This window comes from Paenibacillus sp. JGP012 (genome assembly GCF_014203995.1).
In the GTDB taxonomy this organism is placed as follows: domain Bacteria; phylum Bacillota; class Bacilli; order Paenibacillales; family Paenibacillaceae; genus Paenibacillus; species Paenibacillus silvae.
Genome location: NZ_JACHKG010000038.1, coordinates 25,396 through 48,256 on the forward strand (window position 1 = coordinate 25,396; position 22,861 = coordinate 48,256).

Here is a 22,861-nt window from a genome sequence, read left to right on the forward strand (position 1 = left end):
GGGGCTTCTTTGCATTGTTCTTTTTCCAGGCAGTCTAGGCAAGTGCCTCTTTCAACTCATCCGGGGATGCGTTCCACCACTCTTCATTGTGTGAGATGAGAAGTGTCTTCAACGCTGCTTTCTCTTCCGGGCCCAGCTCATCCAGCATAAAGCGGCGTTTCATGGCGTAATCCATCCGATTGACGTGATCCGCGAGCAGCTTCCAGCCCCGCTTTGCTTCTGTATCAATCCACATCTCGCAAGCCGTTGCTCCGCCATACAGCTGTCCTTGCTCGGTACGGTCTACCGCAACCCAAACCAGCCACACCTGACGTCCATTCGGAACATCTTCACGATTCGTTGAAAATTTGATGCCGCGCTCCACTTTACTCTTCGCATGCATTGCCCCAATGTCAATCTTCGCTTCGCCCTGATCAATGATGACCGGGGAAAGGTTGTTCAGATCAATGGAGCCTGCGCCAAAGCCTTTATGTTTGCTTTTTGAACTCACGATATTCAAGGCAATCTGTTTCTTGCCGTTTTGCTCATTTTGGTCCATGTTTCCAGCCTCCAAGAGTTGATACAAATATTTTAACTAATAATTGGCCCATTGCAAACATATACATGCTGTAGATGCTTGTCAACGGGAGGTATTTATCGATGATTCCACGACGCGCCAAGAGCTGGCTCACCGCATCCCTGGCCTTTTGTTTGCTTGCCGGAGGATTATGGATCACGCTCGGTTATAATCGCACCACTTCATCTGAATTGCCTGTGCTCGCTCCGGAATCGGGCAAGCCCCAGACCAATGCCGCAGCGCCCGCTCCCCCGGAAAGCGTACAGTCTCCTACGGCTGAGGTATACAGTAACCGTGTGGTGGAATACCACATGGATGTGAAGCTGACCGATGGAAACTTGCTGCAAGGCGCTCAGACGATCACCTGGACCCATCCAGGCAAAAAAACGGTGAACGAGCTATATTTTCATATGTACCCTAACGCATTCTCCTCAGCAGATTCTACATTTATGAAGGAATCCGGCGGAAAGCTCCGCGGGGATGTGATGCCAGCGAACGGTTATGGCTCCATGAAAATAGTGGATATGCAAACGGAGGACGGGCTCTCCCTGCTGCACCGGATGCAGTATGTACAGCCTGACGACGGAAACATCAAAGACAAAACACTGATTAAGGTTCGGCTGCCGAAACCGGTCAAAGGTGGGGAAAGCATCACGATCCGCACCAAATTCGAAGTTACTTTGCCGAAAATTTTTGCACGCATGGGCAAAACGGATGATTTTGTGATGGCAGGCCAGTGGTTCCCCAAGCTCAGTGCGTATGAACCGGCAGGCAGACGGGGCCGTACAACCGAAGGCTGGAACCTGCACCAGTATCATGGCAATTCCGAATTTTATGCTGACTTTGGCATCTATAGTGTGCGTATTCGGGTACCTGAAACATACAAGGTGGCCTCAACCGGCTTCCCGACCCAACAGGCAATCTTGAAAAACGGCGAGAAAATCTATCAATTTTATGCCGATGATGTGCATGACTTCGCTTGGGCAGCCTCACCCGACTTCGTCTATGCCGAAGAGCCCTTCTCCGCCCCCAACGTACCAGGTGTTCGCATTAAACTGTATCTCGACCCGGCACACCAGGATTTGAAGGAACGTTATCTCTTTGCCGCCAAGGCGGCATTGTCCAATTACAGCAAGTGGTTCGGTCCCTATCCGTATGCCACCTTGTCCATCGTTGTCCCGCCCAAAGCGGCAAACGGCGCAGGCGGGATGGAGTATCCGACCTTGATTACAGCCTTTGGCGCGGATGATTCAACACCGGGTTATGATCTGGAGCGCACGGTTGTACATGAAATCGGGCATCAATACTTCTATGGCATGGTTGCGAGCAATGAATTCGAAGAGGCCTGGCTGGACGAAGGCTTCACTTCGTACGCAGAAGACAAGTTGATGGAGCAAGAATACGGGCTGATTCCGAACCTGCCTGTACAATCGGGGTTGATCACTTCTCCCGCTCCCTTAACGCAGCCTTCCTGGCAATTCGACTCCCAGAATCAATACGCTTCCAACGTCTATACCCGAGGCAAGCTTGTGCTGCTTGGTATTGAACAGCAAGTCGGAACCAAAAAAATGGAACGCATCCTCTCCACCTATGTCAAAAAATATCGTTTTAAACATCCTTCAACAGCTGATTTCCAAAAGGTAGTCGAGCAAGTCACTGCCACCTCTTGGGCAGATTACTTTGACCAATACATCTATAACAACGGCATGGCTGACTTCGCCGTGGAGAGAATTCAGGTGGCCCCTCTTCAGAAAGACGGCAAGACACTGTATGAGTCGGCAGTCACTATCGCCAAAAAAGGCAGTGATTATCCAGACATCCCGATTCGAATCACCTTTGAAGACGGTCATACCCTAACCAAGCAGTGGGACGGCAAGGAGGAACGTATCACCTATAAGCTTACGTATACCTATCCTGTCAGCTGGGCGATGACTGACCCTTTGTACGACATCGTGCTGGAGAATCGACACATGAACAATTTTTTGAGAGCCGGACTGGACGAGAAAACCAAATCCCGCTGGAGCATGAGCGCTGCGAAATTCATTGAAGTTATATTCGGAGGTCTGTCATGGTGAGGTGGAGAGATGAAAGGTAAAATTCGTGAAGGCTGGTTTCTCGTCCGTCAGCATATGTTCATTGCCGCGCTTCTATTTATCTATCAGCTCATATGGGGTTACTTTATTTACCGGCTGATTCAATCAGCGATGGTTCCTCTCCTGCTGCGTTATCCTACAGAGGATGCGGGGGAACTGAGCACACTTTTGTTCAAAATGGAGAGTCAGTTGAGCCTGTCCGGCCCCGAGGTTCAGCGCTATCTGTGGATTCTGGGCGGTATGCTGCTGCTTCGCATGCTGGTCAGTCCCCTCTTCCAGGCTGGTTTGCTCTATTCCCTGCAGCATTTTAATGCATCAGAAGAACGAATTCCTTTTATCCGTGGCATTAAACAGTTATGGAAACCGATGCTGCTCCTGCACACCGTACGTACGTTGCTGTTATTTCTTCCGGCATACTGGCTCATACCGAAGCTGTATTCCATACTAATGGACAGCTTTCATTCTCTTCATTTACTTCTGCCAGCACTTCCTTATGCAGCGGGGTGGATCATCTATGGCTGGATTGTACATCATACGATGCTCTATATGCAGTTTGGCGCTTCGGCTCCGGAAGGGGAGGGCGGTATTCATGGAACGTTCAAGGGCCTATGGGTTGCTGTACGCCGCACCTTAACGATTATCGGGATTGCACTGATGCTGGGACTCATTCATCTACTCATCTTTGGTGCATTCACATCGGCGTCATGGTTCCTGACCGGTCTTACCGGGCTGATCCTGCAGCAGTCTTATCCACTTGCCCGCAGCCTGCTCAGCTTATGGAAAGTATGTACCCACTTCCGCGTATGGCAGTCCACATTTTCCAAGGATGAACGATAAACCGTTTACAAAATGAAAAATTGTTACCATCTCATGTTAAACTACTCATGCTTTATTTCGTATAAATACGCAAACCTCGACCTTTCCCCGTCAAAGGTCGAGGTTTTTTTTGCTAATTTTACTGCTAAACGTTGCCAAAGCCCCACTCCTCTGGTACAATAAGCGCAGTGAGTTTTTAGTAACAACTTTGTAATCTTTAAATCCTTATTTGTAACAACTTAAAATTAAATCCTTAAAATTAAATTATCGTTCGTTTTTTCAGGTGCATAACTAGCATAGCCAAATTCCTGGCACCTGGGAAGCGGGGGAACCAGTTATGGGTGAATTGATCTTGATACAGAGGGATCATAGGGGACCTTCAACCGAATCCTTAAGCTAACCTCGCAGGCGTTGGAAGGGGTATATCACTTGTTTAAGAAGAAATTGACCGCAGCAGTACTTAGCCTCACATTTGCATTATCACTTGGTGCAGGCAGCGCATTTGCAGATTCTAAGATGGATAAAGTTATTGATTCAGCAATGGGAACTACATACAAAAGCGGAGGCACAACGCTTGACGGTTTTGACTGCTCCGGATTTACACGGTATGTATTCGACAAACTAGGTATTGATTTGGCTCGCCAATCCAGCTCTCAATATGACATGGGTGATTCCGTATCCCGCATGGAGATGAGACCTGGTGATCTGGTATTCTTCAACACAACAGGTAAAGGCGTATCTCACGTAGGTATTTTCGTAGGGAATGGTAAATTTGCACATTCTTCTTCTTCTAAAGGTGTAACCATCAGCTCTTTAAGTGAAAATTACTGGGCTAACCGTTACATTGGCGCTAAACGGATTATGAGCACGGACGCATATGAGTCACTGGCCCTCGAATAGGGACAAGCTGTAATCAACATGATGCTGGAATCATGAACTATACTGGAACGAAATACGAAACAACCAATCGAACCGCCCGGTACATTCTCCACAGGAATGTATCCGGCGGTTTTTTTGTGCTTCCTGATCCTGTGTGGTAGCTGATGCAGCAACTCATGTGCGCTCTTGAACCAACACATTCATTTTATTTCGTCTGTCCGTGCCCTTATGATGTTTTTACCCATCCCGTTATAATATAAACGGAATGAGTCTGACTTTTGTTTCACTTTTTTTTGGTCTGAACGTGAGTCTTGTCAAATGAAGCGCTCTTTTGTAGAGTGAACAGAGAATGAGTAACAACGGAAGGAGTGTGCATTGTTATATGAATGGAACCCCTGTGGCGTTTCATGTCGTACCTATGGAGGAGACACACGCAGAACTTATATGTGGATGGCAATACGATCCGCCTTACAATATTTACAGCTGGCTTCCCTGGGAGCAGATGAAAGCGTTGGAAGTCGAATTTGGAGATGCACAACTTCGTCAGGAGCAGTATGCCATCGTTCTGGATGAACAAGAGCAGGTCTGTGGATTCACGCAATTTTTCCCTCTCCAGGGCGTGACACGTATCGGCCTCGGCATGCATCCTGAGAAGTGCGGTCAAGGTCTAGGGAGCGCTTTTGTCGCTGCAATAGTACAGGAAGCTATACGCCGGAATCCGTCCAATGAGATCGATCTTGAAGTGCTAACCTGGAACAATCGTGCCATCCGTGTTTATCAGAAGAGCGGCTTTGTCATCCATGATACATATGAACGTCAAACACCAAGTGGTCTAAAGCCCTTTCACTGCATGGTATATGAGGGTCCGAGGACGCAAATGAATAACTAAAATCGTTTCAATTTATCTCTCTTTTGTGATTCGTTCAAAAAATTACCACAAAATGCTATGATGTATCGACAGCTTCCGTTATAATGATAGGGATAGTTTGGGTTAGATGATCTTACATTCTGGAGGGGACATAAGGGATGCACAAATGGATCATGAGCGGGGTATTTTTTGCAGCATGTGCTTTAGCTATTGTTTTAATGTTTACGCTTCCAGGTAAAGAGGAAGTGGCTCAAGAAGCCAAGCCCACCATGCCTGAAGTCACTATGGACGCTGGACAGGCCGAGACACTGGTGAAAGCCAACTGTATTTCCTGTCATGGTGACCAGCTTCAAGGTGGCGTAGGCCCGGCTCTTGCAAACATTGGCAGTAAAGACGATGTAGAGAAAATCTATTCTACTATTGTCAAAGGTAAAGGCGGCATGCCTTCCTTCAAAGGCCGACTGCAGGATGAGGAAATTGCCCACATCGCCATGTGGCTCGCAGAGAAGAAATAAACCCGTCCTTCATACGGGTAGCCCAAAGGCCCTCATTTCCCAACCGGGAGACAAGGGCCTTTGGGCTGTTTGCTCTGAACATCTTCCCGCAGATCGATGCTGCGGCAGCTTATTCTGTTCTCATTTTTTCAAAAGCTTCATTGTATTGCTCTGCTTCTTTAATGTCGACCGATGTAATGCCGCCTTCATCCCATGAAGTCAGACGCAGCGTAACGGTTGTATAATCAATGGTGATAAAAGGATGATGATTGAATGCTTCCGAGATCGCTGCGACCTCGTCTACAAATGCAATCCCTTTCATATAGTTAGAGAACACGAATTTACGGACAATCCACCGTCCCTCTTCCAGTTCCCAGCCTTCCAGCCTTCCCAGATGAGCTTCGACTTCCTCTTGCGAAAAAACCATGCGTTATCTTCCTCCCCATATGATGAGACATCGCGGATTTGCATCCACATGACCATCGACACCTTTTCTGCTGCTGATGCAGCCCTAAAGGCAGGCTCCGCCCTGCGAAAGCCTTTTTTCATGAGTATCATCTTATCACGTCAAAGCGTCAAAATCCATAGAACAGACGGCTCAGAGCCTTGAAGTATAAGGCATGTTGTAAATCCGTTACGATATTCAGATCAAAGGTACAAACGTAAGCTCTTCTTCTCCAATCAAAATATGAATCCGGTGCTGGTCCTTATCATAAATTACGACACCGCTCCCCACTGGAATAACTGACTCTTCACCGAGCGCATAGAATAAATCTTCGGCCAGTGCCTCATCCACTTCAAGCTGCTCTGGCTCCCCCAGCCTTCCCCACTCTTCTGCATCCATCTCGAAGAAAACATAGCGATCCGGTATACGTCCGATGGCCGCTGTTAAATCTGTCAATATTCCTTCATAATCACGTCCATGCTTTACGCCCATTGACTTTTCACTCCTACTGGCTCCCGAAGGTGCGGATTTGATCTTATTATACCTGAAAATAACCCTTAAAAAAAAAGGCCATTTGGTCGATAAATACTATACATGACCGTTTCAATCGTTTTGGCTGCCCTAAGGGGCGTCAGACATGCAGCGGATTGCGGCGTTTGCGTTCGTCCGGAAGCCCGAATTCAGCCGCTTGAAAGGATTCAATTTTATCTCATGGATGAGGTGTATGATGGAAATTTCAACGATTATCGGACTAGTTTTGGGTTTGGTCTCCCTTGTACTTGGTATGTTCCTGAAAGGAGCACCCCTGATCAACCTGGTTAATAACCCTGCTGCTTACGTCATTATCTTTGTTGGTACAGCAGGAACCATCTTTATGGCGTTCCCTATGTCTGAGGTTAAGAAGATCCCGAAGCTTTTCGGTATCCTTTTCAAAAAGCAACAACTGATTGATCGCGTCTCTTTGATTGGCACATTTATGGATTGGGCTTCCACCACCCGTCGTGAAGGCTTGCTTGCACTGGAATCAAAAGTAGAAGAGATCGATGATCAGTTCCTTCGCAGCGGTATGCGTATGATCATTGATGGTAACGACCAGGAATTCGTCAGTGATGTACTGATGGAAGATATTCATGCAACGGAAGAAAGGCACCGCGGCGGTGCACTGATCTTCGCCCAGGCGGGGATGTATGCACCAACACTAGGGGTTCTCGGGGCCGTCGTTGGTCTCATTGCCGCACTGGCCGACCTGAGTGACATGGAGAAGCTCTCTCATGCAATTGCGGCTGCCTTTATCGCAACCCTTCTCGGTATCTTTAGTGGTTATGTATTGTGGCACCCGATGTCCAACAAGCTGAAGCGGATGTCCAAGAAAGAGATGGAGATCAAGCTAATGATGGTTGAGGGACTTTTGTCTATCCAATCCGGTGTGTCTACCATCGCCATTAATCAGAAGTTATCTGTATTCCTGACACCTTCCGAACGTAAACAACTGGAAGAGAAGGAGGGATCATCAGGTGAAAAAGGCTAAAAAGCATGAACCACATGAGGAGCATATTGACGAAAGTTGGCTGCTTCCCTACTCTGACTTGATGACTCTGCTGCTGGCTTTGTTTATTACCCTGTTCTCCATGAGTTCGCTTGATGCGGCCAAATTTGAGCAGATGGCATCGGCATTAAGCAGCGCACTGAACGGCGGCTCTGGCGTTCTGGATCATACTTCGATGAATCCGACGGACTCCAGTACCGATCTCGGCAAGAACAAGGAAATCCCGAAGGAAATTACAAAGAAAACACCTGCTCAGATTACAGATGCCCAGATGGCTCAGAAGGAACAGGAAGATCTGGAGAAGCTAAAGAAGCAGCTCGACAAGTATATTGCTTCCAATGGACTTTCAGACCAGCTGAACACCAAGCTTAATCAGTCTGAGCTGAAAATCACCATCAGTGACAAGGCCCTGTTCTCCTCAGGTCGAGCAGATGTAAAGCCTGAATCACGTTCCCTTGCCAAGGCGATCTCCAGCATGTTGCAGGAGTTCCCGGAATATGAGGTTGTCGTATCGGGTCATACAGATAATGTACCCATTTCGAATAACCAATATAAGGATAACTGGGACCTGAGTGCAGATCGAGCGCTGAATTTCCTGAAAATTTTGCTGCTTAACCCTCAGTTGGACCCCTCCAAGTTCACACCTAGTGGATATGGAGAGTATCATCCGGTTGCAAGTAATGACACAAATGCCGGAAGATCACAGAATCGCCGTGTAGAAGTGTCTATCATCCGGAAGTATCAAAGTAACAATACCAATGTAAAATCCGTTGGAGGCGCCAATTAGACGCTCTCAGCACGTATGGCATGGCAAACCGTTCTCCTTGGGTACAAGGGAGAGCGGTTTTTTTGTTTTCACATGATGAGATGACGCTCCCTCCATTGAGGGTGTTCAACCACATGGTGCCGCCAAACCAAAAAGCACCGTCCCTTTAAGGGAACAGTGCTTCGTCTTTGAATTCATTCCGAGCTCGACGAGCCAGAAATCATATTTCCATATGCTCTACATTTCTTTATTCCAGCTTATAGTTCAGCAAACCGCCCAGCTCAGACTTCTCCGCAGCAGTAAGCTCTCTCCATGATCCTGTTGCCTGTTCTCCAAGATGAATATTCATAATACGCACCCGCTTCAGCTTGCGAACCTCATAGCCAAATGCACTGCACATGCGCCTGATCTGTCGATTCTTTCCTTCTGTCAAAATAATGCGAAATACCCGGTCTGTCATTCGGGTCACCGTACAAGGCAGAGTCATCTCGCCTAAAATCTTGACTCCTGTACTCATACCTCGCAGGAAGCTCGGCGTAATGGTTCGATCCACCGTAACGATATATTCCTTCTCGTGTCGGCCCTCTGCTCTCAGAATCCGATTAACGATGTCCCCGTCATTGGTCATTAGAATTAAACCTTCTGAATCCTTGTCCAAACGGCCTATAGGAAAAATTCGTTCATCGTGACCCACAAAATCAACGATATTCCCTTGAATATGCTGCTCTGTTGTACTTGTAATGCCTACTGGTTTGTTCAACGCAATATATACATGTTTTTTCTTCTCGCTGATCGGCTTGCCATTGATACGTACATCATCGCCTTCTTCTGCCTGACTGCCAAGCTCTGCCTGGATGCCGTTAATGGTCACCTGACCGCTTTCGATCAGCTTATCAGCTGCTCTCCTGGAGCAGTAGCCTGTCTCACTAATAAATTTATTAATACGCAAAAGGTCATCTCACCTCATCTAGTTCTCTTCATCTGATTGTTGTTCTTCCGCAGGCTGATCTGCCTCCGGTAATGATGTCTGCTGCTCGGAGGCCGGCAGTTCAATAATAACAGTTGTACCCCTGTTAAGGGCGCTCTTAATATCCATCATGCCCTTATGGGATTGAATAATGCGCTGGCTCACCATAAGACCAAGCCCTGTACCTGATTCCTTGTTGGTGAAAAACGGCTCTCCCAGCTTTGGCATCATTTCTTCCGGGATACCGATTCCTTCATCTCTGATTTCGATTCGCACCCGTTTCGCCTGCTCATCGAGCTTCAGTTTGATATAGATGCTTCCTCCGTTAGGCATAGCCTCCATACCATTTTTCAGCACATTGATAAATACTTGCTTGAGCTGATTCTCTTCACAGTGTACCATAGCCGAATCCGATGAAGCACGCAGTACAAACTCCACCCCATGCAGATGGGCCTGACTGTCCAGCAGCGAGATAACATCTCCTAGAATAAAGCGAACATCCCTGTCCTGAAAATGAACCGCCTGTGGCTTCGCCAGAATCAGAAACTCGCCCACAATCAGGTTGATCCGGTCAAGCTCGGATAACATCAGATCCAGATGACGGTGATTCAGCTTGTTGCTTTGCTGTTGGAGCTGCAAGAAACCACGCAGCGTTGTAAGCGGGTTGCGAATCTCATGGGCTACTCCAGCAGCAAGCTGACCCACAGTGGTCAACTTCTCCGACCGTCTCAGCAGCTCTTCCATGCGATTGCGGTTAGTAATATCCCTTGAGACACTGATGAGCGCTGTAATCTCCCCTGCCTCATCACGAACAGGGGCTGTACTTACACTCACCTCTACTCGTGTCCCGTCTTTTTTCATCCAGACGGTTTCATTCGACGTAATCGATAGCCCCTCAATCAGTTGAGCATGCTGACGTGCCATCTCTTCCGCAGCCTCTGGTGGAATGATCTTCAGCAGGCGTCCTTCCACTTCGCGGCTCCGAAAGCCGTATAGTTGTTCAAATGCGCGGTTGACCCTGAGCACTTTTCCTTCAAGATCCGTAATATGAATCGCATCTGCCGTTTGATTAATGATAGACTCCAGATGTTCCTTGACCGCCCGATTCTCTTCATACATCTGTTTCAGACGGCTTGTATAGTGGCCCAGGTTTCGAATCATCGCGTTAATCCGATTGGCGAGCTGACCCAGCTCGTCCTTGCGCTTGATTTTCAGACGGAAATCAAAATGTCCATCCGCCACATCGTTAACCTTGCCCAGAATGGACTGGATCGGACGTGTAATGTACCCTGCGAGCAAGTAGCTACCAAAGATCACAATCTCCAGCAAAACAAGTGATATCGACGCATGGCTGACCAATTGCTCCGACACCATGGAGGATATTTGTTTGTAGTCCATGACAATACTGATGACATAAGAGGGCTTATTCGGTGTGAAAATCGGAATGAAATTCTTCAGCACCTTCTGGTCATGAGTTTCACTAACAAATGATACATTCTGCCCGGTGCGAACAGCACGTACCACAGCCCGATGGTCTTCGTCTACCGAGCCATACTGATACGTACCAAAACGAATCGGTCTGTTATTCAGCTTGCTAAAGTTTGTATCTCTCCCGTCTTCACTCATATCCGGGCTGGCAAAAGTGAGCGGATTAATGCCTGTAATCTCCAGTATGGAAGGATTGACTTCACGAATTTTGTTCAATATCTCATCCGGACTTGAGATTTTCACATAGTCATCAACTTCAGTATTATTATAGAAGGGATTGATTATGTAGTTCCTCTTTCCATCATGGTAATATCCCCAGATGTCAATATCTGTCGGACTGGAAGTCGAATACTCGAAACCGTCTGACCAGAAATGATCCAGCTTCTGCCCTTCAGGAATCGTCACCTGCTGCTTGTCAAATAACTGCTTAAAAGCCTGATACCAGTATGACATCGATTTTGTAGACAATCCGATCTCTCTTGGGTCAGAAGAACGGCTAACAACGATGTCATCATCTGTCTGTTCCAGAAGTGATATATGGGAGACTCCTACCTTGTGACTTAAACGCACCAAATCTTCATTCGTAATATTTTGGATGTCGGGATCCAGTTCATTTGCTGCCATCATGGAAGCAAGCCACAGATTGTTGCCAATCTGTCGTTTGACATAATCCGAGCTGTATTGATTCTGTTCTACAGAAATAGCGATTTGCTTCGCGGTAAGCACCATCTTGTTCTCGCTATCCTGCCTCAGATTCTCTTCTGTAGTATAATAACTCAGTGCAATATTTAATATCAAAATAACAAGCACCGAGCACGACATAATCATGGATAATTTCGTTTTAATAGACAAATTCGCTGTTCACCTCTTGGCTTATGCCCTCTGGCGATATATGGCAAAACCTATATCCATCATAACGCTTGTATGACTATTTGAAAAGGAGAATCGCCCTTTGTCCAGAAGTTACCGCTCCAGCGGCAACATCGAATTTCGTAGTATTTTGCGATTGTTATAATCTACAAAGAAATAAATCACTGATTTTGTACACAAATCCACAGGCTTGTGGATAGTATGTTTATAACTATGTGTGCAACTACTCAGTTATCCACAGTTCTATGCACAGTATGTTAACAACCCGAATATTTGTTCGTTGTATAAACGTTATTAGAAGGAGTTTTTTATCCATGAATGACCCATTTTTCCAGTCTAAGCTTACAGAACAAGAACAGCACGAGCATTGGATGAGGCAGGCTATTGCAGAAGCGCAGAAAGCGGAAGCGCTTGGTGAGGTGCCCATCGGTGCTGTCATCGTGCGAAACAATGAAATTATCGGCCGCGGCTATAATCTGCGGGAAACAACACTGGATTCAACCGCCCATGCCGAGATGGTAGCAATCCGTCAAGCCAGCGAAGCCATTGGTGCCTGGCGGTTATTAGATTGCTCTCTCTATGTTACTCTTGAACCTTGCCCGATGTGTGCCGGAGCGATTGTCCAGTCCAGAGTCCCCCGTGTTATCTTCGGTACAGCTGATCCCAAGGCGGGTTGTGCAGGAACGTTAATGAATCTGCTCCAGGAACCGCGGTTTAACCACCGTACCGAAGTCATCCCGGACGTACTTAAGCCGGAATGCTCAACGATGCTCACTCAATTTTTTAGAAAGTTGCGAAAAAAAGTATAACCTTGTAACATAAGAAAACACTATGCACAAGAAAGGATGTTTACTGCAATGGCCATCACACTGTATGATACCGCCCACGGCATAAGCCTTCGGCTGCTTGATGTTCAGGATGCACAAGCCTATCTCGAGTTGGTTCAGCATACACGTATCCCTTATCAGCCGGTTGAACCGGTTCGGGATGATGAGTTTTATACGCTGGATGCACAGATGCGGCGGATTAAGGATCGGATGAAAGCTGCTGACGAGGGTACGGGTTATCAGTTCGGCATTTTCACAATTAAGGATGATCTGCTTATAGGGCAAGTCAGTCTGAACAATGTGGTACTTGGTGTTGCCAACTACGCAGACATGGGATATTTCATCCATCCAGATTATCAGGGCGGTGGACGCATGACAGCTGCTGTTAAGCTCGCGGTGGCGTACGGCTTTCGTGCCTTGAAGCTGAACCGGATTCAGGCCGCAGTATTGCCTGCCAATAAAGGCTCTCAGCGTGTTCTGGAGAAGAACGGATTCCAGCCTGAAGGAATCGCTCGTAAATATCTGAAAATTAATGGCATGTATCAGGATCACCAAGTCTATGCTGTGCTTGCAGAGGATTTGGAAGAGGTGCAGCAGCCGTAATGGCTGAAACAGTTGTTCAAGTTAGGGTTCTACATATTAAAACCGCACCATTCCTCGGTAGAGGGACCGTGCGGTTTTTAAATACGAAAAAACCGCCTGGATACCAGGCGGGAGAAATGCATTTCTCCGCTTGAATATCCGGGCGGTTTCGCCAAGAGTTCAGATATTAATATCCGTAGGAGGAATTCAACAGCTCCTCGAACTCTTCCATTGTAATTACATCGTCACCCGTTGGGATGTTGATTTTAAATTCCGGCTTTTGGTTGATCTTCGTGTATGTGTTGGAACCTGTAAAAGCCAGCTTCATTTCGTCTTTGGTATCTTCCGGTTTGATCAGCATGTCAGCGACCATTTTTTGATATACCGGGAAATCATTTTTATCCAAAGCAAAATCAATGTTAAATTTGTTAATCGTGAGAACGTTGTTCAGCTTATCCAGATCTTTGGTCATTTCAGCTTGATCCGCTGCGTTCATCTTCAGATCTTCTTTCGCTTTGTCGATGTCCTCTTGGCTCAGCTGCAGCATATCCCGATATTCTTCTTTGGATACAATGTCCATTACCTTAGGCATCGCTTTAGTTACCAGTACAGTAATAGCTTCCTTCACATTGTCATTGTTCACCGAGAATTGTACAACCTGTTTGGCATCTACACCCTCAGGCAATTTTGCATCTTTGGTATCCAGGTTTTTGAAAAATTTAGCTTGATCATACTCACCCAATACCGCATCCATTAGCTCATTGCTCAGCTTCTGAGTTTTGGCTGCATCCAGTGCATCCGGGTTCCATTCTGTACCCTCTTGCTCAGCAAGTTTTTTCAGATCAAATTCAATGAATTTGTTAACGATATTTTCCGGAATCGGGAAGAACGGAATGTTTGGTACTTTGACGTACAATTTCTCTTTGGTCAGAACCATAGGAATGTTAAACGTCATACCCATATCGCCTTTAAGCTCGATGCCAACGGTCATCTCTGTCTGCATTGGCTCGCTTTGATATACACCCGTTACGTTCAACTGTGCATCCTTCAACATACTCATAAATTGAGTCATGCTTGGATCTGTCTGAGATGCATCACCAGGTTTATAGCTCAATTCATTAATTGTAAAATTGGAACTCATCTCATACGACGTTAATTTGGAAGCATTCGCTGCTGCTGTCTTCAATGCTTCCTTTGGTTCCTGCTTGCTGCTACATGCTGTTAAAGCCAAAGATACAGTTAACAACAATGTAAGAAGAAGCGCCCCCATGCGTTTAGTCATTTGTTTCTCTCCTCTCGTGATAACCCCAAAAAAGTAACTCAATATCAATGATATACCATCCGGGCAGATACTGAAACCTAATTTGGGAAAATTGTGATTGTTCCTCTTTAAAATGGCTATAAAGACCTATGTCAGGTACGGGATGATCTGACTGCTAGTCTTTCCATTATGTATGAATACGCAAAAGCCCCCTGTTTGGTAACAAGGGACTTTCAGATTTGTTCAATTCTGTTATGTCATGCCACCGTATTCGGCAGCAATGAATGGAATTACCCTTGTGGATTCAGGTGATCCACATGGTTCTGATTTTTGACCTTTTTGGAGCCAGACAAGGGTTCCTGCATCGAGGAGCGTTTGGATGAATGACGATGCTGCTGGTTATCCTGAGCTTCCGGTACAGGGACTGCTTTCGGTTTACTCATATAGAAGCCTCCTCATCATAGTATTTAGGAATGGGATGGGTCCCGGTCTTCCGTCTTATCGTGATTTAACTCATCCTGATGGCGACGATCATTGGTATCTTGCTGAATTTGCTGGGTATGATGGCTGTTCACACCCGTCTGTTCAAGATCTTCAACGACATTTTGCAAATTTTTATCTACGCCTGCCTTCGCTTTGGTCAATGTACTTCCAACTCCTTCAGGTTCCATTAGGAATTTGTTATGGATTGCAGGGACTGAGCACATTCATGAATATGTCTGGTGTAGTCATGGGCGAGCTCTTGAATAGGCTCTGTGCGTTCATCTGTTGTCCGCCCATCCCGTTCCACATCAACCAGCTCAACACTAACCTCGCGAGAATCAACATATTGGCATTTAAAATCAAAAGAGTACATCTCGTGCCCTGCTGTTGCAATGTGTATCCGAATCGCTTGTTCATCGGCCTCATCGGCCATCACCTGCGCCTGATCTCCTGCATTCAGGACTTGTGGCAAACGATCCTGCCATGCACCTACAAGTTCGTTCTGATCTATGTTTAGCTCGCGGTTCATCTTAACCACCTCCACTTCTATAACGTGCGGCAATAAAGCCGTTTTTATGCATGCTGCAAGCTCTTGATCGGAGCGGTACTGAACTGCTTCTATGTTTAACCATTGTTTTGGAAAAATCAAAAAAGGACCCGAGCATGATCGCTCGAATCCTTGTTATAAGTGTAGTATGGCGGAGAGGGTGGGATTCGAACCCACGTGGGCTTGCACCCTAACGGTTTTCAAGACCGCCCCGTTATGACCGCTTCGGTACCTCTCCATATATTCATTTTATAAACTTGCCACGAAAATTATCATACCATAGATTAATGATGTAATGCAAGTTTTTTATTTAATTTTATGTTAGTACCTGATTTTAACAGCCGTCAGCACTGTAACACATCATCCGTTCCACCCGCCACCCTCAAATGGCGAATGGAGTTAAGATGATTCGTTGATTATGCTATCTCAAACATCGACTATTTACGGCGAGCGATGACTTCAAGTCCGCCCATATATGGACGCAATGCTTCTGGAATAATCACCGTACCGTCTTCTTGCTGATAGTTCTCCAGAATGGCTGCTACCGTACGTCCTACTGCCAATCCTGAACCGTTCAGTGTATGCACAAATTCAGGCTTCGCCTTAGGCTCTCTGCGGAAACGAATATTGGCACGACGTGCCTGGAAATCTTCACAGTTGGAGCAGGAAGAAATTTCACGGTACGTGTTGCTCTCTGGCAACCATACCTCGATATCATACGTTTTAGCTGAAGTGAAGCCTATATCTGCTGTACAGAGCGTCAACACACGGTATGGCAATCCCAGCAGCTGCAATACACGCTCTGCATTCTGTGTCATTTTCTCCAGCTCATCATACGATGTCTCCGGTGTAGACAGCTTAAGCAGCTCTACCTTGTTGAACTGATGCTGACGAATTAAGCCGCGAGTATCACGTCCTGCCGAACCGGCCTCCGAGCGGAAGCATGAGCTGTACGCCACAAAATGCTTCGGCAAATCATCCGCATTCAAAATCTCTTCGCGATGGTAGTTCGTTACCGGCACTTCTGCTGTAGGAATCAGATAATACTCCGTATCTCTCAGCTTGAACAGATCCTCTTCAAACTTCGGCAGCTGCCCTGTGCCAAACAGGCTGTCCCGATTGACGATATATGGAGGCAGAATCTCTTCATACCCATGCTGGTCACTGTGCAAATCCATCATAAAGTTAATCAGTGCACGCTCCAGACGCGCCCCAAGTCCTTTGTAAAAGGTAAAGCGAGACCCCGTGACTTTAGCGGCTGCTTCAAAATCAAGGATATCCAGCTCCTGTGCAATCTCCCAATGCGCCTTGGGAGTGAAGGCAAACGACCTTGGCTCTTCCCAGCGACGAATTTCGACATTGTCCTCTTCAGATGCTCCCACAGGTACACTCTCATTAGGAATGTTGGGGATCGCCATTGTCAGATCGTTAATCTTCACTTCAAGCTCACGGACTTCTTCGTCCATCGCTTTGATGCGATCGGAAACTTCGCGCATTTCAACAATAAGGTCATCCGCGTTCTCACGATTTTTTTTCAATCTGGCTACTTCTGCTGACACTGTATTACGACGGCTCTTCAGGTTCTCACTCTCCTGCAGCAATTCCCGGCGCTTAGCGTCCAATTCGGTAAATCCTGCAATCAGATCAACTGATTTACCGCGGTTATTCAATGCTTCTTCTACTCGTGCATACTCATTCCGCAATATTTTTACATCAAGCACTACGTACCCCTCCTAGATAAGCCCTCATATCAGGCCTCATGTCAAACCTATAAGTAGAACTCTTATTAAATATACAATATATCTATTATAACCTAATCCGTGCCAATAACCGAAAAAACAACCTATGTCCCCGGTGTCGCCTTCCGCTGCGATTCCCGCTATGCAGCAGTTACAAGCAACATGAGGCATCCGTCCAGATTCAGCTGCCGCAGCGGCCTTGAACAGACGGCTGAGGAGTGATCCGAGGACCGGGAGATCATAGGTTGTACATCATACTTTATTTTGCTTCTACAGATTGTTTGTAAGCTCTAGCCATGTCTACAAAATAAGCATGCAAACGATAGTCGTCTGTTAACTCGGGATGATATGAGCACGCAAGCAAGTGACCCTGGCGCGCTGTCACAATCTCATCGTTATATGTTGACAGCACCTCTACTCCATCGCCAACACTCTCAATCAACGGTGCGCGTATAAATACAGCACGTACCGTCTCATCAATGCCTTTGACGGGCAGATCGGTCTCAAAGCTCTCTCTCTGTCTTCCAAACGCATTGCGGGACACGGTCATATCCATGAGCTCCAGATGAGCCTCATCCTGCCCCTGAATATGCTTAGCCATAACAATCAAACCCGCACAGGTTCCGAATACCGGCTTGCCTTCTGCGGCAAAAGCACGAATCGCTTCCATAAATCCGTACTTGCGCATCAGCTTGCCGATTGTTGTGCTCTCGCCACCTGGCAGAATCAGGCCATCCAGTTCTTCTAACTGCTGAATTTGCTTGATAGCTATACCTTCTGCCCCAGCACGTTCAATACTTCTGATATGCTCCGTAACAGCACCCTGAAGTGCCAAAACACCGATCTTCATCTGTGAATTCCCCTTCTCTTACCAGCCGCGATCCTGCATACGCTCGGAAGGTGCAAGTTTGGAAATTTCGATGCCTTTCATTGGCGCTCCAAGATTTTTGGAAACTTCTGCAATCAATTTGTAGTCTGTGTAATGAGTCGTTGCTTCTACAATCGCACGAGCGAACTTCTCAGGGCTGTCGGATTTGAAAATACCGGAACCTACGAACACCCCATCCGCTCCAAGGTGCATCATAAGTGCAGCATCTGCCGGAGTGGCTACGCCACCCGCTGCAAAGTTAACCACTGGCAATTTTCCATTCTCATGCACATCCAGCAAAAGCTCGTAAGCTACGCCCAGGTTTTTCGCTTCCGCATACAGCTCGTCCTTAGACATATTCGTCACTTTACGAATCTGGCTGTTAATGAAACGCATGTGGCGTACCGCTTCAACAATGTTACCTGTTCCCGGCTCACCTTTGGTACGAATCATGGACGCACCTTCACCAATACGACGAAGGGCTTCACCCAAGTCTTTCGCTCCACATACAAACGGTACAGTGAACTCATGTTTATCAATATGGAATACTTCATCCGCAGGAGTAAGTACCTCACTCTCATCGAGGTAATCCACACCCAGCGACTCAAGCACTTTAGCTTCTACATAGTGACCGATACGAGCTTTAGCCATAACAGGAATCGTTACAACCTTCATTACTTCTTCCACAATTGTTGGATCGGCCATACGAGCCACTCCACCTGCTGCACGAATATCGGAAGGAACACGCTCAAGTGCCATTACTGCTGTTGCACCTGCAGCTTCCGCAATTTTAGCTTGCTCAGCGTTCATGACGTCCATGATAACGCCGCCTTTTTGCATTTCAGCCATACCTCTTTTAACGCGTGATGTTCCCGTTTCCATATTCCAAGCCCCCCGTAGTGTATGTGTTGTCTCCCATTTTCAATAAGCATTGAACTGCTTGTTTCCTTATGAAAGAACCTTAGACTTTTTTACTTTAATACGTCGAATTCTAACTTGATATTTTACCGTAAAAAACGTAAATATACAATCCATTCATTCGGTAATAGTTTGTATTTTTCGGTTAGAACAGGTTTTTGATTCCGTCAAACAGATCAACGAAGAAATCTTTAATGGCACGGAAGAACAAACGGAACCAGCCGCCCTTTTCCGCCTCTTCAGCAGTAATCAGGTTCACCGTTTTCTCCTGCGGTTCCATTCCCTCTGCTTTGTAAGTGTACGTTACCGTACCAACCTTGGTGCCCGCTTTGATCGGTGCCACCAGTTTGTCCGCTTCAGTTACACTTGCTTTGAATGTAACCTCCAGGTTCTGAGTTCCTTTAGGCACGACAAAACTTACCGCATTATCTGTAACAACCGGGACGGAGGTCTCTTTCCCTTTTTTCAAAGGTACTGATTCCCAGCCTGTTACTTTTGTTTTACCTGCAACGGCTTGTTTAACCTCGAAATTGTCGAATCCATAGTCCAGCACCTTTTTAGTCTCTCTAAAACGAGCAGATTCCGAATCGGTGCCCATAACTACGCTGATCAGACGCATGCCGTTACGTTCAGCCGTACCTGTAAAGTTATTACCTGCGTTGCTTGTATGACCTGTTTTCATGCCATCCAGACCTTCGTAGGCGTAGCTTTTGAAGTTGGTTATATTTTTATTCGCTTCCAGCATCCAGTTATAGTTGATAATCGGCGCTTTATCGTTAGGACGGAATTTGTAGGATTGAATTGTTGTGAAATCCTTGTAGTCCGGGTGATCTCTTACAATATATCTGCACAGAATCGCTGCATCCATCGCAGACATCACCGTTTCCTTGTCTTCTGCTGGACGAAATTCAGCTGGCATATCTTTTCGGTCCAGGCCGGTGGAATTAATGAAGTGAGTATCCTTCATCCCCATGCGCTGAGCTTCTTCATTCATCATTTTCACGAACTCTTGCTCCGAACCTGCAACATACTCAGCGAGCGCAACAGTAGCGTCATTTGCTGAACCAACCGCCATCGCGATATACAGATCCTTCACTGTGTGCTTGTCACCTTCAGCCAGGAAAATACGTGACCCGATACTTTCCGCTGCGTTCTTACCAACTGTAACTACAGTATCCCAGCCAAACTTACCCTGCTTAACCTGTTCAGCAACGATATATTCTGTCATCATTTTGGTCATACTCGCTGGCGGCATTGCTTTATCTGCATTAACCGACAAAAGGATCTCGCCTGTGGAAGCTTCCATCAGGACTGCTGACCTCACATCAAGTCCAAGCGAATCGACTGACGGAATGCTCACAGCCTTTGCTGATGTTTTTGTAGTAGTTGCCGCTGCCGTCAGAACCTGACCAGAGTTGTTTGCTGCCGCCATCACAGGCATTACCGCAGACATACACAGCATGTTAAGCAGCATAACGGAGGCTACGCTCTTTTTGAGGATTTGACGTTTCTTCTTATTCATGTGTTTGGCTTTCAATTGATGAATACTCCCTTCGATCCGAAGCTTCTGAATGAGATGCCTCAGTGCAGCTGAAGCTGCCCATTTTCTTAATCCCTGTCCATGTGTAATTGGATGTGTATCTGTGTTATATGCGCTGTATCGAAATGAGCAAGTTCTTTGCTCTAACGTCCAGATCTATTATCACTTCGTTCGCATCTTGCCGATTGCTTATGTACCTTAATCAGACATCGGCTCTTCTTGTCGTGGATATGTCAAACCGGACTCCACTTAGATATAAATAGTACAGCAATGAATCACATCAAAAAATCGCCGCATCGCCCATATCCATCCTTGGACGGTCACCGCTTGTTCTATTCTATCACAGGGGTATCCGCAAAAAAAGACAAGCCCGGCGAAAATCGCCGGGCTTGTCATGGAAATGATTAACTCTCTTCGGATTACAACGAATAGTTGGGTGCTTCTTTGGTAATCTGTACATCATGCGGATGGCTCTCACGAAGACCAGCGCCTGTAATACGGATAAAGCTTGTATCGTTGCGCAATTGATCCAGGTTGCTTGTTCCGCAATATCCCATACCCGAACGCAGACCGCCGATCAATTGATGAATCGTATCAGACAAAGGTCCTTTGTAAGCTACACGACCCTCAATGCCTTCAGGAACCAGTTTTTTGTCGTCGTCCTGGAAGTAACGGTCTTTACTGCCTTGTTTCATTGCAGCCATCGAACCCATACCACGATATACTTTGTAACTGCGTCCCTGGAAGATTTCCGTTTCTCCCGGACTTTCTGCTGTTCCTGCGAACAGGCTTCCCAGCATGACTGCATGAGCGCCCGCTGCAAGAGCCTTGGTGATCTCACCAGAGTATTTAATACCGCCGTCAGCGATAATAGGTACACCGTACTCACGTGCTACGGTAGCACAGTCATATACTGCTGTAACTTGCGGAACCCCGATACCTGCAATAACACGAGTTGTACAGATGGAGCCTGGTCCAATACCGACTTTAACGACAGATGCACCCGCTTCAATCAGATCACGTGTTGCTTCCCCTGTAGCAACGTTACCTGCAACGATGGTCAGATCAGGGAAACGTTCACGCAGCTGACGAACCGCGTCGATGATGTTAATGTGATGTCCATGTGCCGAGTCAACCGTAATCAGATCCACACCCGCTTTAACAAGAGCGTCTGCACGTTCAAAAGTATCTTTCGAGATACCAATCGCTGCACCAACCAGAAGACGACCTTGCGCATCCTTGGCAGCTTGCGGGAACTGAATTGCTTTCTCAATATCTTTAATGGTGATAAGACCCTTCAATGTGTTGGACTCATCCACCAATGGAAGTTTTTCGATTTTATGCTTCTGCAAAATAACTTCAGCCTCTTGCAAAGTCGTACCAACTGGCGCTGTTACCAGATTTTCATGCGTCATAACTTCACTGATCTTGATATTGAAATCATGAATAAAACGCAAGTCACGGTTCGTCAGGATACCTACAAGCTTCTGGTCGCCTTCAACAATAGGCACACCAGAAATCCGGTATTTTGCCATAACTGCTTCAGCATCAGATACCAGATGGTCCGCAGTCAATGAAAATGGATTAGTAATAACTCCGCTTTCTGAGCGTTTAACCCGATCTACCTCTTCCGCTTGTTGTTCAACAGACATATTTTTATGAATAATACCAATACCGCCCTCGCGTGCAATTGCAATTGCCAACGTCGCTTCTGTAACAGTATCCATCCCTGCGCTAATCAATGGAATGTTCAATTTGACGTTATCGCTCAAACGAACGGATACGTCTACTTCTTTTGGCAGTGTCTCGGATTTCCGCGGCACTAGCAATACATCATCAAAGGTGAAGCCTTCCTTACCAAATTTATCTTCCCACACGCAAGTGTTCCTCCTTATGTTTGCTCAGCTTTACGGACCAAAACCCGAAGATTCCAGGCTGTATTTTATGCCGAAAATACGTTTTCTGAAAATATATTATTGTCCATCTTAGCAAAGCGATATTTAGAATGTCAAGGGAAACTCCTTGGATATATCAGGTGTAGTATCCCATGTACACAACTGTGTTCCTTGTGTGGACATGCTTTGATAATATAACAAAAAAAGCGCCCATTCATTCAGACTGGCACGCCTACTTCAATTGTTATTTAAGTTAGGATTTCCTGAAATGTACAGTTTTATGTTGCATTTAATTAGCATAAGGATGCATAACTATGGCATAAAAAATAAAAACCACCACCGAATATCATCGGCAGTGGTTCTTTGCTTGGCGGCGTCCTACTCTCCCAGGACCCTGCGGTCCAAGTACCATC

The 22,861-nt window shown here is 46.4% G+C and carries 23 protein-coding genes, 1 tRNA gene and 1 riboswitch; of the genes, 9 read left to right on the forward strand and 15 right to left on the reverse strand.

The features are described from left to right. Positions 1 to 34: 34 nt before the first annotated feature. Positions 35 to 538, reverse strand: coding sequence for a YwhD family protein (locus tag HNR77_RS26785; protein WP_184190762.1), 504 nt, complete (start codon positions 536 to 538; stop codon positions 35 to 37). A 101-nt stretch (positions 539 to 639) separates the two neighbouring features. Here HNR77_RS26785 and HNR77_RS26790 point away from each other — a divergent pair, with 101 nt between their 5' ends. The 5 genes from HNR77_RS26790 (at position 640) to HNR77_RS26810 (ending at position 5,727) form a co-directional block, all read left to right on the forward strand. Next, positions 640 to 2,631 (forward strand): M1 family metallopeptidase, encoded by a 1,992-nt coding sequence (locus tag HNR77_RS26790; protein WP_184190764.1) that lies wholly within the window; start codon positions 640 to 642, stop codon positions 2,629 to 2,631. A 9-nt stretch (positions 2,632 to 2,640) separates the two neighbouring features. Next, positions 2,641 to 3,486: a hypothetical protein gene (locus HNR77_RS26795; RefSeq protein ID WP_184190766.1), complete on the forward strand. Its 846-nt coding sequence runs from the start codon at positions 2,641 to 2,643 to the stop codon at positions 3,484 to 3,486. A gap of 267 nt (positions 3,487 to 3,753) precedes the next feature. Further along, positions 3,754 to 3,891, forward strand: a riboswitch (cyclic di-AMP (ydaO/yuaA leader). A gap of 3 nt (positions 3,892 to 3,894) precedes the next feature. Beyond that, the gene (locus HNR77_RS26800; protein WP_184190768.1) at positions 3,895 to 4,365 is read left to right on the forward strand and encodes a C40 family peptidase; all 471 of its coding nucleotides are present in this window, start codon (positions 3,895 to 3,897) and stop codon (positions 4,363 to 4,365) included. 361 nt (positions 4,366 to 4,726) lie between these two features. Further along, positions 4,727 to 5,233, forward strand: coding sequence for a GNAT family N-acetyltransferase (locus HNR77_RS26805; protein WP_184190770.1), 507 nt, complete (start codon positions 4,727 to 4,729; stop codon positions 5,231 to 5,233). A 137-nt stretch (positions 5,234 to 5,370) separates the two neighbouring features. Further along, a complete protein-coding gene (locus HNR77_RS26810; RefSeq protein WP_111272737.1) occupies positions 5,371 to 5,727 on the forward strand; it encodes a c-type cytochrome in 357 nt (118 codons plus the stop codon). Positions 5,728 to 5,836: 109 nt separating this feature from the next. Here HNR77_RS26810 and HNR77_RS26815 read toward each other — a convergent pair whose 3' ends face one another. Continuing rightward, on the reverse strand, positions 5,837 to 6,133 hold the full coding sequence (locus HNR77_RS26815) for a 4a-hydroxytetrahydrobiopterin dehydratase (RefSeq protein ID WP_111272736.1): 297 nt from the start codon (positions 6,131 to 6,133) through the stop codon (positions 5,837 to 5,839). Positions 6,134 to 6,349: 216 nt separating this feature from the next. Next, positions 6,350 to 6,643 (reverse strand): hypothetical protein, encoded by a 294-nt coding sequence (locus HNR77_RS26820; RefSeq protein WP_111272735.1) that lies wholly within the window; start codon positions 6,641 to 6,643, stop codon positions 6,350 to 6,352. A 235-nt stretch (positions 6,644 to 6,878) separates the two neighbouring features. Between HNR77_RS26820 and motA the strand changes: the two genes are divergently transcribed. Both motA and motB read left to right on the forward strand, forming a co-directional pair. Continuing rightward, a complete protein-coding gene (motA, locus tag HNR77_RS26825; protein ID WP_110899509.1) occupies positions 6,879 to 7,679 on the forward strand; it encodes a flagellar motor stator protein MotA in 801 nt (266 codons plus the stop codon). Then, positions 7,666 to 8,484 (forward strand): flagellar motor protein MotB, encoded by an 819-nt coding sequence (gene motB / locus HNR77_RS26830; protein ID WP_184190772.1) that lies wholly within the window; start codon positions 7,666 to 7,668, stop codon positions 8,482 to 8,484. Before motA ends, motB begins: the two co-directional genes overlap by 14 nt. A gap of 226 nt (positions 8,485 to 8,710) precedes the next feature. Here the strand turns inward: motB and HNR77_RS26835 are convergent, their stop codons facing one another. Together HNR77_RS26835 and HNR77_RS26840 are read right to left on the reverse strand one after the other, a co-directional pair. Next, on the reverse strand, positions 8,711 to 9,412 hold the full coding sequence (locus tag HNR77_RS26835; RefSeq protein ID WP_184190774.1) for a pseudouridine synthase: 702 nt from the start codon (positions 9,410 to 9,412) through the stop codon (positions 8,711 to 8,713). An 18-nt stretch (positions 9,413 to 9,430) separates the two neighbouring features. Next, positions 9,431 to 11,770, reverse strand: a complete 2,340-nt coding sequence (locus tag HNR77_RS26840; protein WP_184190776.1) for a sensor histidine kinase — start codon at positions 11,768 to 11,770, stop codon at positions 9,431 to 9,433. A 332-nt stretch (positions 11,771 to 12,102) separates the two neighbouring features. Here HNR77_RS26840 and tadA point away from each other — a divergent pair, with 332 nt between their 5' ends. Continuing rightward, complete coding sequence (gene tadA, locus HNR77_RS26845; protein ID WP_184190778.1) at positions 12,103 to 12,597, forward strand: tRNA adenosine(34) deaminase TadA; 495 nt, start codon at positions 12,103 to 12,105, stop codon at positions 12,595 to 12,597. 48 nt (positions 12,598 to 12,645) lie between these two features. After that, a complete protein-coding gene (locus HNR77_RS26850; RefSeq protein ID WP_184190780.1) occupies positions 12,646 to 13,218 on the forward strand; it encodes a GNAT family N-acetyltransferase in 573 nt (190 codons plus the stop codon). A 166-nt stretch (positions 13,219 to 13,384) separates the two neighbouring features. Here HNR77_RS26850 and HNR77_RS26855 read toward each other — a convergent pair whose 3' ends face one another. From HNR77_RS26855 to guaB, 10 genes are all read right to left on the reverse strand, one after another. Further along, entirely contained in the window at positions 13,385 to 14,479 is a 1,095-nt protein-coding gene (locus tag HNR77_RS26855) for a hypothetical protein (protein WP_184190782.1), read from the reverse strand. Positions 14,480 to 14,748: 269 nt separating this feature from the next. Continuing rightward, complete coding sequence (locus HNR77_RS26860; RefSeq protein ID WP_111272727.1) at positions 14,749 to 14,901, reverse strand: small acid-soluble spore protein P; 153 nt, start codon at positions 14,899 to 14,901, stop codon at positions 14,749 to 14,751. 24 nt (positions 14,902 to 14,925) lie between these two features. Then, entirely contained in the window at positions 14,926 to 15,102 is a 177-nt protein-coding gene (locus tag HNR77_RS26865) for a hypothetical protein (RefSeq protein WP_184190784.1), read from the reverse strand. Between the two features lie 26 nt (positions 15,103 to 15,128). Then, the gene (locus HNR77_RS26870) at positions 15,129 to 15,470 is read right to left on the reverse strand and encodes a hypothetical protein (RefSeq protein WP_111272726.1); all 342 of its coding nucleotides are present in this window, start codon (positions 15,468 to 15,470) and stop codon (positions 15,129 to 15,131) included. Positions 15,471 to 15,637: 167 nt separating this feature from the next. Continuing rightward, positions 15,638 to 15,726, reverse strand: a tRNA-Ser gene (locus HNR77_RS26875). 199 nt (positions 15,727 to 15,925) lie between these two features. Next, entirely contained in the window at positions 15,926 to 17,209 is a 1,284-nt protein-coding gene (gene serS, locus HNR77_RS26880) for a serine--tRNA ligase (RefSeq protein WP_184190786.1), read from the reverse strand. Between the two features lie 277 nt (positions 17,210 to 17,486). After that, positions 17,487 to 18,077 (reverse strand): pyridoxal 5'-phosphate synthase glutaminase subunit PdxT, encoded by a 591-nt coding sequence (gene pdxT / locus HNR77_RS26885; protein WP_184190788.1) that lies wholly within the window; start codon positions 18,075 to 18,077, stop codon positions 17,487 to 17,489. Between the two features lie 18 nt (positions 18,078 to 18,095). Beyond that, complete coding sequence (gene pdxS, locus HNR77_RS26890; protein ID WP_062329598.1) at positions 18,096 to 18,977, reverse strand: pyridoxal 5'-phosphate synthase lyase subunit PdxS; 882 nt, start codon at positions 18,975 to 18,977, stop codon at positions 18,096 to 18,098. Positions 18,978 to 19,158: 181 nt separating this feature from the next. Further along, a complete protein-coding gene (locus HNR77_RS26895; protein WP_184190789.1) occupies positions 19,159 to 20,550 on the reverse strand; it encodes a D-alanyl-D-alanine carboxypeptidase family protein in 1,392 nt (463 codons plus the stop codon). Positions 20,551 to 20,972: 422 nt separating this feature from the next. Then, the gene (guaB, locus tag HNR77_RS26900) at positions 20,973 to 22,430 is read right to left on the reverse strand and encodes an IMP dehydrogenase (protein ID WP_184190791.1); all 1,458 of its coding nucleotides are present in this window, start codon (positions 22,428 to 22,430) and stop codon (positions 20,973 to 20,975) included. Between the last annotated feature and the right edge of the window lie 431 nt (positions 22,431 to 22,861).

Excerpts from the sequence above, each read along its gene's own strand:
- HNR77_RS26785 (WP_184190762.1), bottom strand. The coding sequence starts at position 538 with ATGGACCAAAATGAGCAAAACGGCAAGAAACAGATTGCCTTGAATATC.
- HNR77_RS26790 (WP_184190764.1), top strand. The coding sequence starts at position 640 with ATGATTCCACGACGCGCCAAGAGCTGGCTCACCGCATCCCTGGCCTTT.
- HNR77_RS26795 (WP_184190766.1), top strand. The coding sequence starts at position 2,641 with ATGAAAGGTAAAATTCGTGAAGGCTGGTTTCTCGTCCGTCAGCATATG.
- HNR77_RS26805 (WP_184190770.1), top strand. The coding sequence starts at position 4,727 with ATGAATGGAACCCCTGTGGCGTTTCATGTCGTACCTATGGAGGAGACA.
- HNR77_RS26810 (WP_111272737.1), top strand. The coding sequence starts at position 5,371 with ATGCACAAATGGATCATGAGCGGGGTATTTTTTGCAGCATGTGCTTTA.
- HNR77_RS26815 (WP_111272736.1), bottom strand. The coding sequence starts at position 6,133 with ATGGTTTTTTCGCAAGAGGAAGTCGAAGCTCATCTGGGAAGGCTGGAA.
- HNR77_RS26820 (WP_111272735.1), bottom strand. The coding sequence starts at position 6,643 with ATGGGCGTAAAGCATGGACGTGATTATGAAGGAATATTGACAGATTTA.
- motA (WP_110899509.1), top strand. The coding sequence starts at position 6,879 with ATGGAAATTTCAACGATTATCGGACTAGTTTTGGGTTTGGTCTCCCTT.
- tadA (WP_184190778.1), top strand. The coding sequence starts at position 12,103 with ATGAATGACCCATTTTTCCAGTCTAAGCTTACAGAACAAGAACAGCAC.
- HNR77_RS26850 (WP_184190780.1), top strand. The coding sequence starts at position 12,646 with ATGGCCATCACACTGTATGATACCGCCCACGGCATAAGCCTTCGGCTG.
- HNR77_RS26855 (WP_184190782.1), bottom strand. The coding sequence starts at position 14,479 with ATGACTAAACGCATGGGGGCGCTTCTTCTTACATTGTTGTTAACTGTA.
- HNR77_RS26860 (WP_111272727.1), bottom strand. The coding sequence starts at position 14,901 with ATGAGTAAACCGAAAGCAGTCCCTGTACCGGAAGCTCAGGATAACCAG.
- HNR77_RS26870 (WP_111272726.1), bottom strand. The coding sequence starts at position 15,470 with ATGAACCGCGAGCTAAACATAGATCAGAACGAACTTGTAGGTGCATGG.
- pdxT (WP_184190788.1), bottom strand. The coding sequence starts at position 18,077 with ATGAAGATCGGTGTTTTGGCACTTCAGGGTGCTGTTACGGAGCATATC.
- pdxS (WP_062329598.1), bottom strand. The coding sequence starts at position 18,977 with ATGGAAACGGGAACATCACGCGTTAAAAGAGGTATGGCTGAAATGCAA.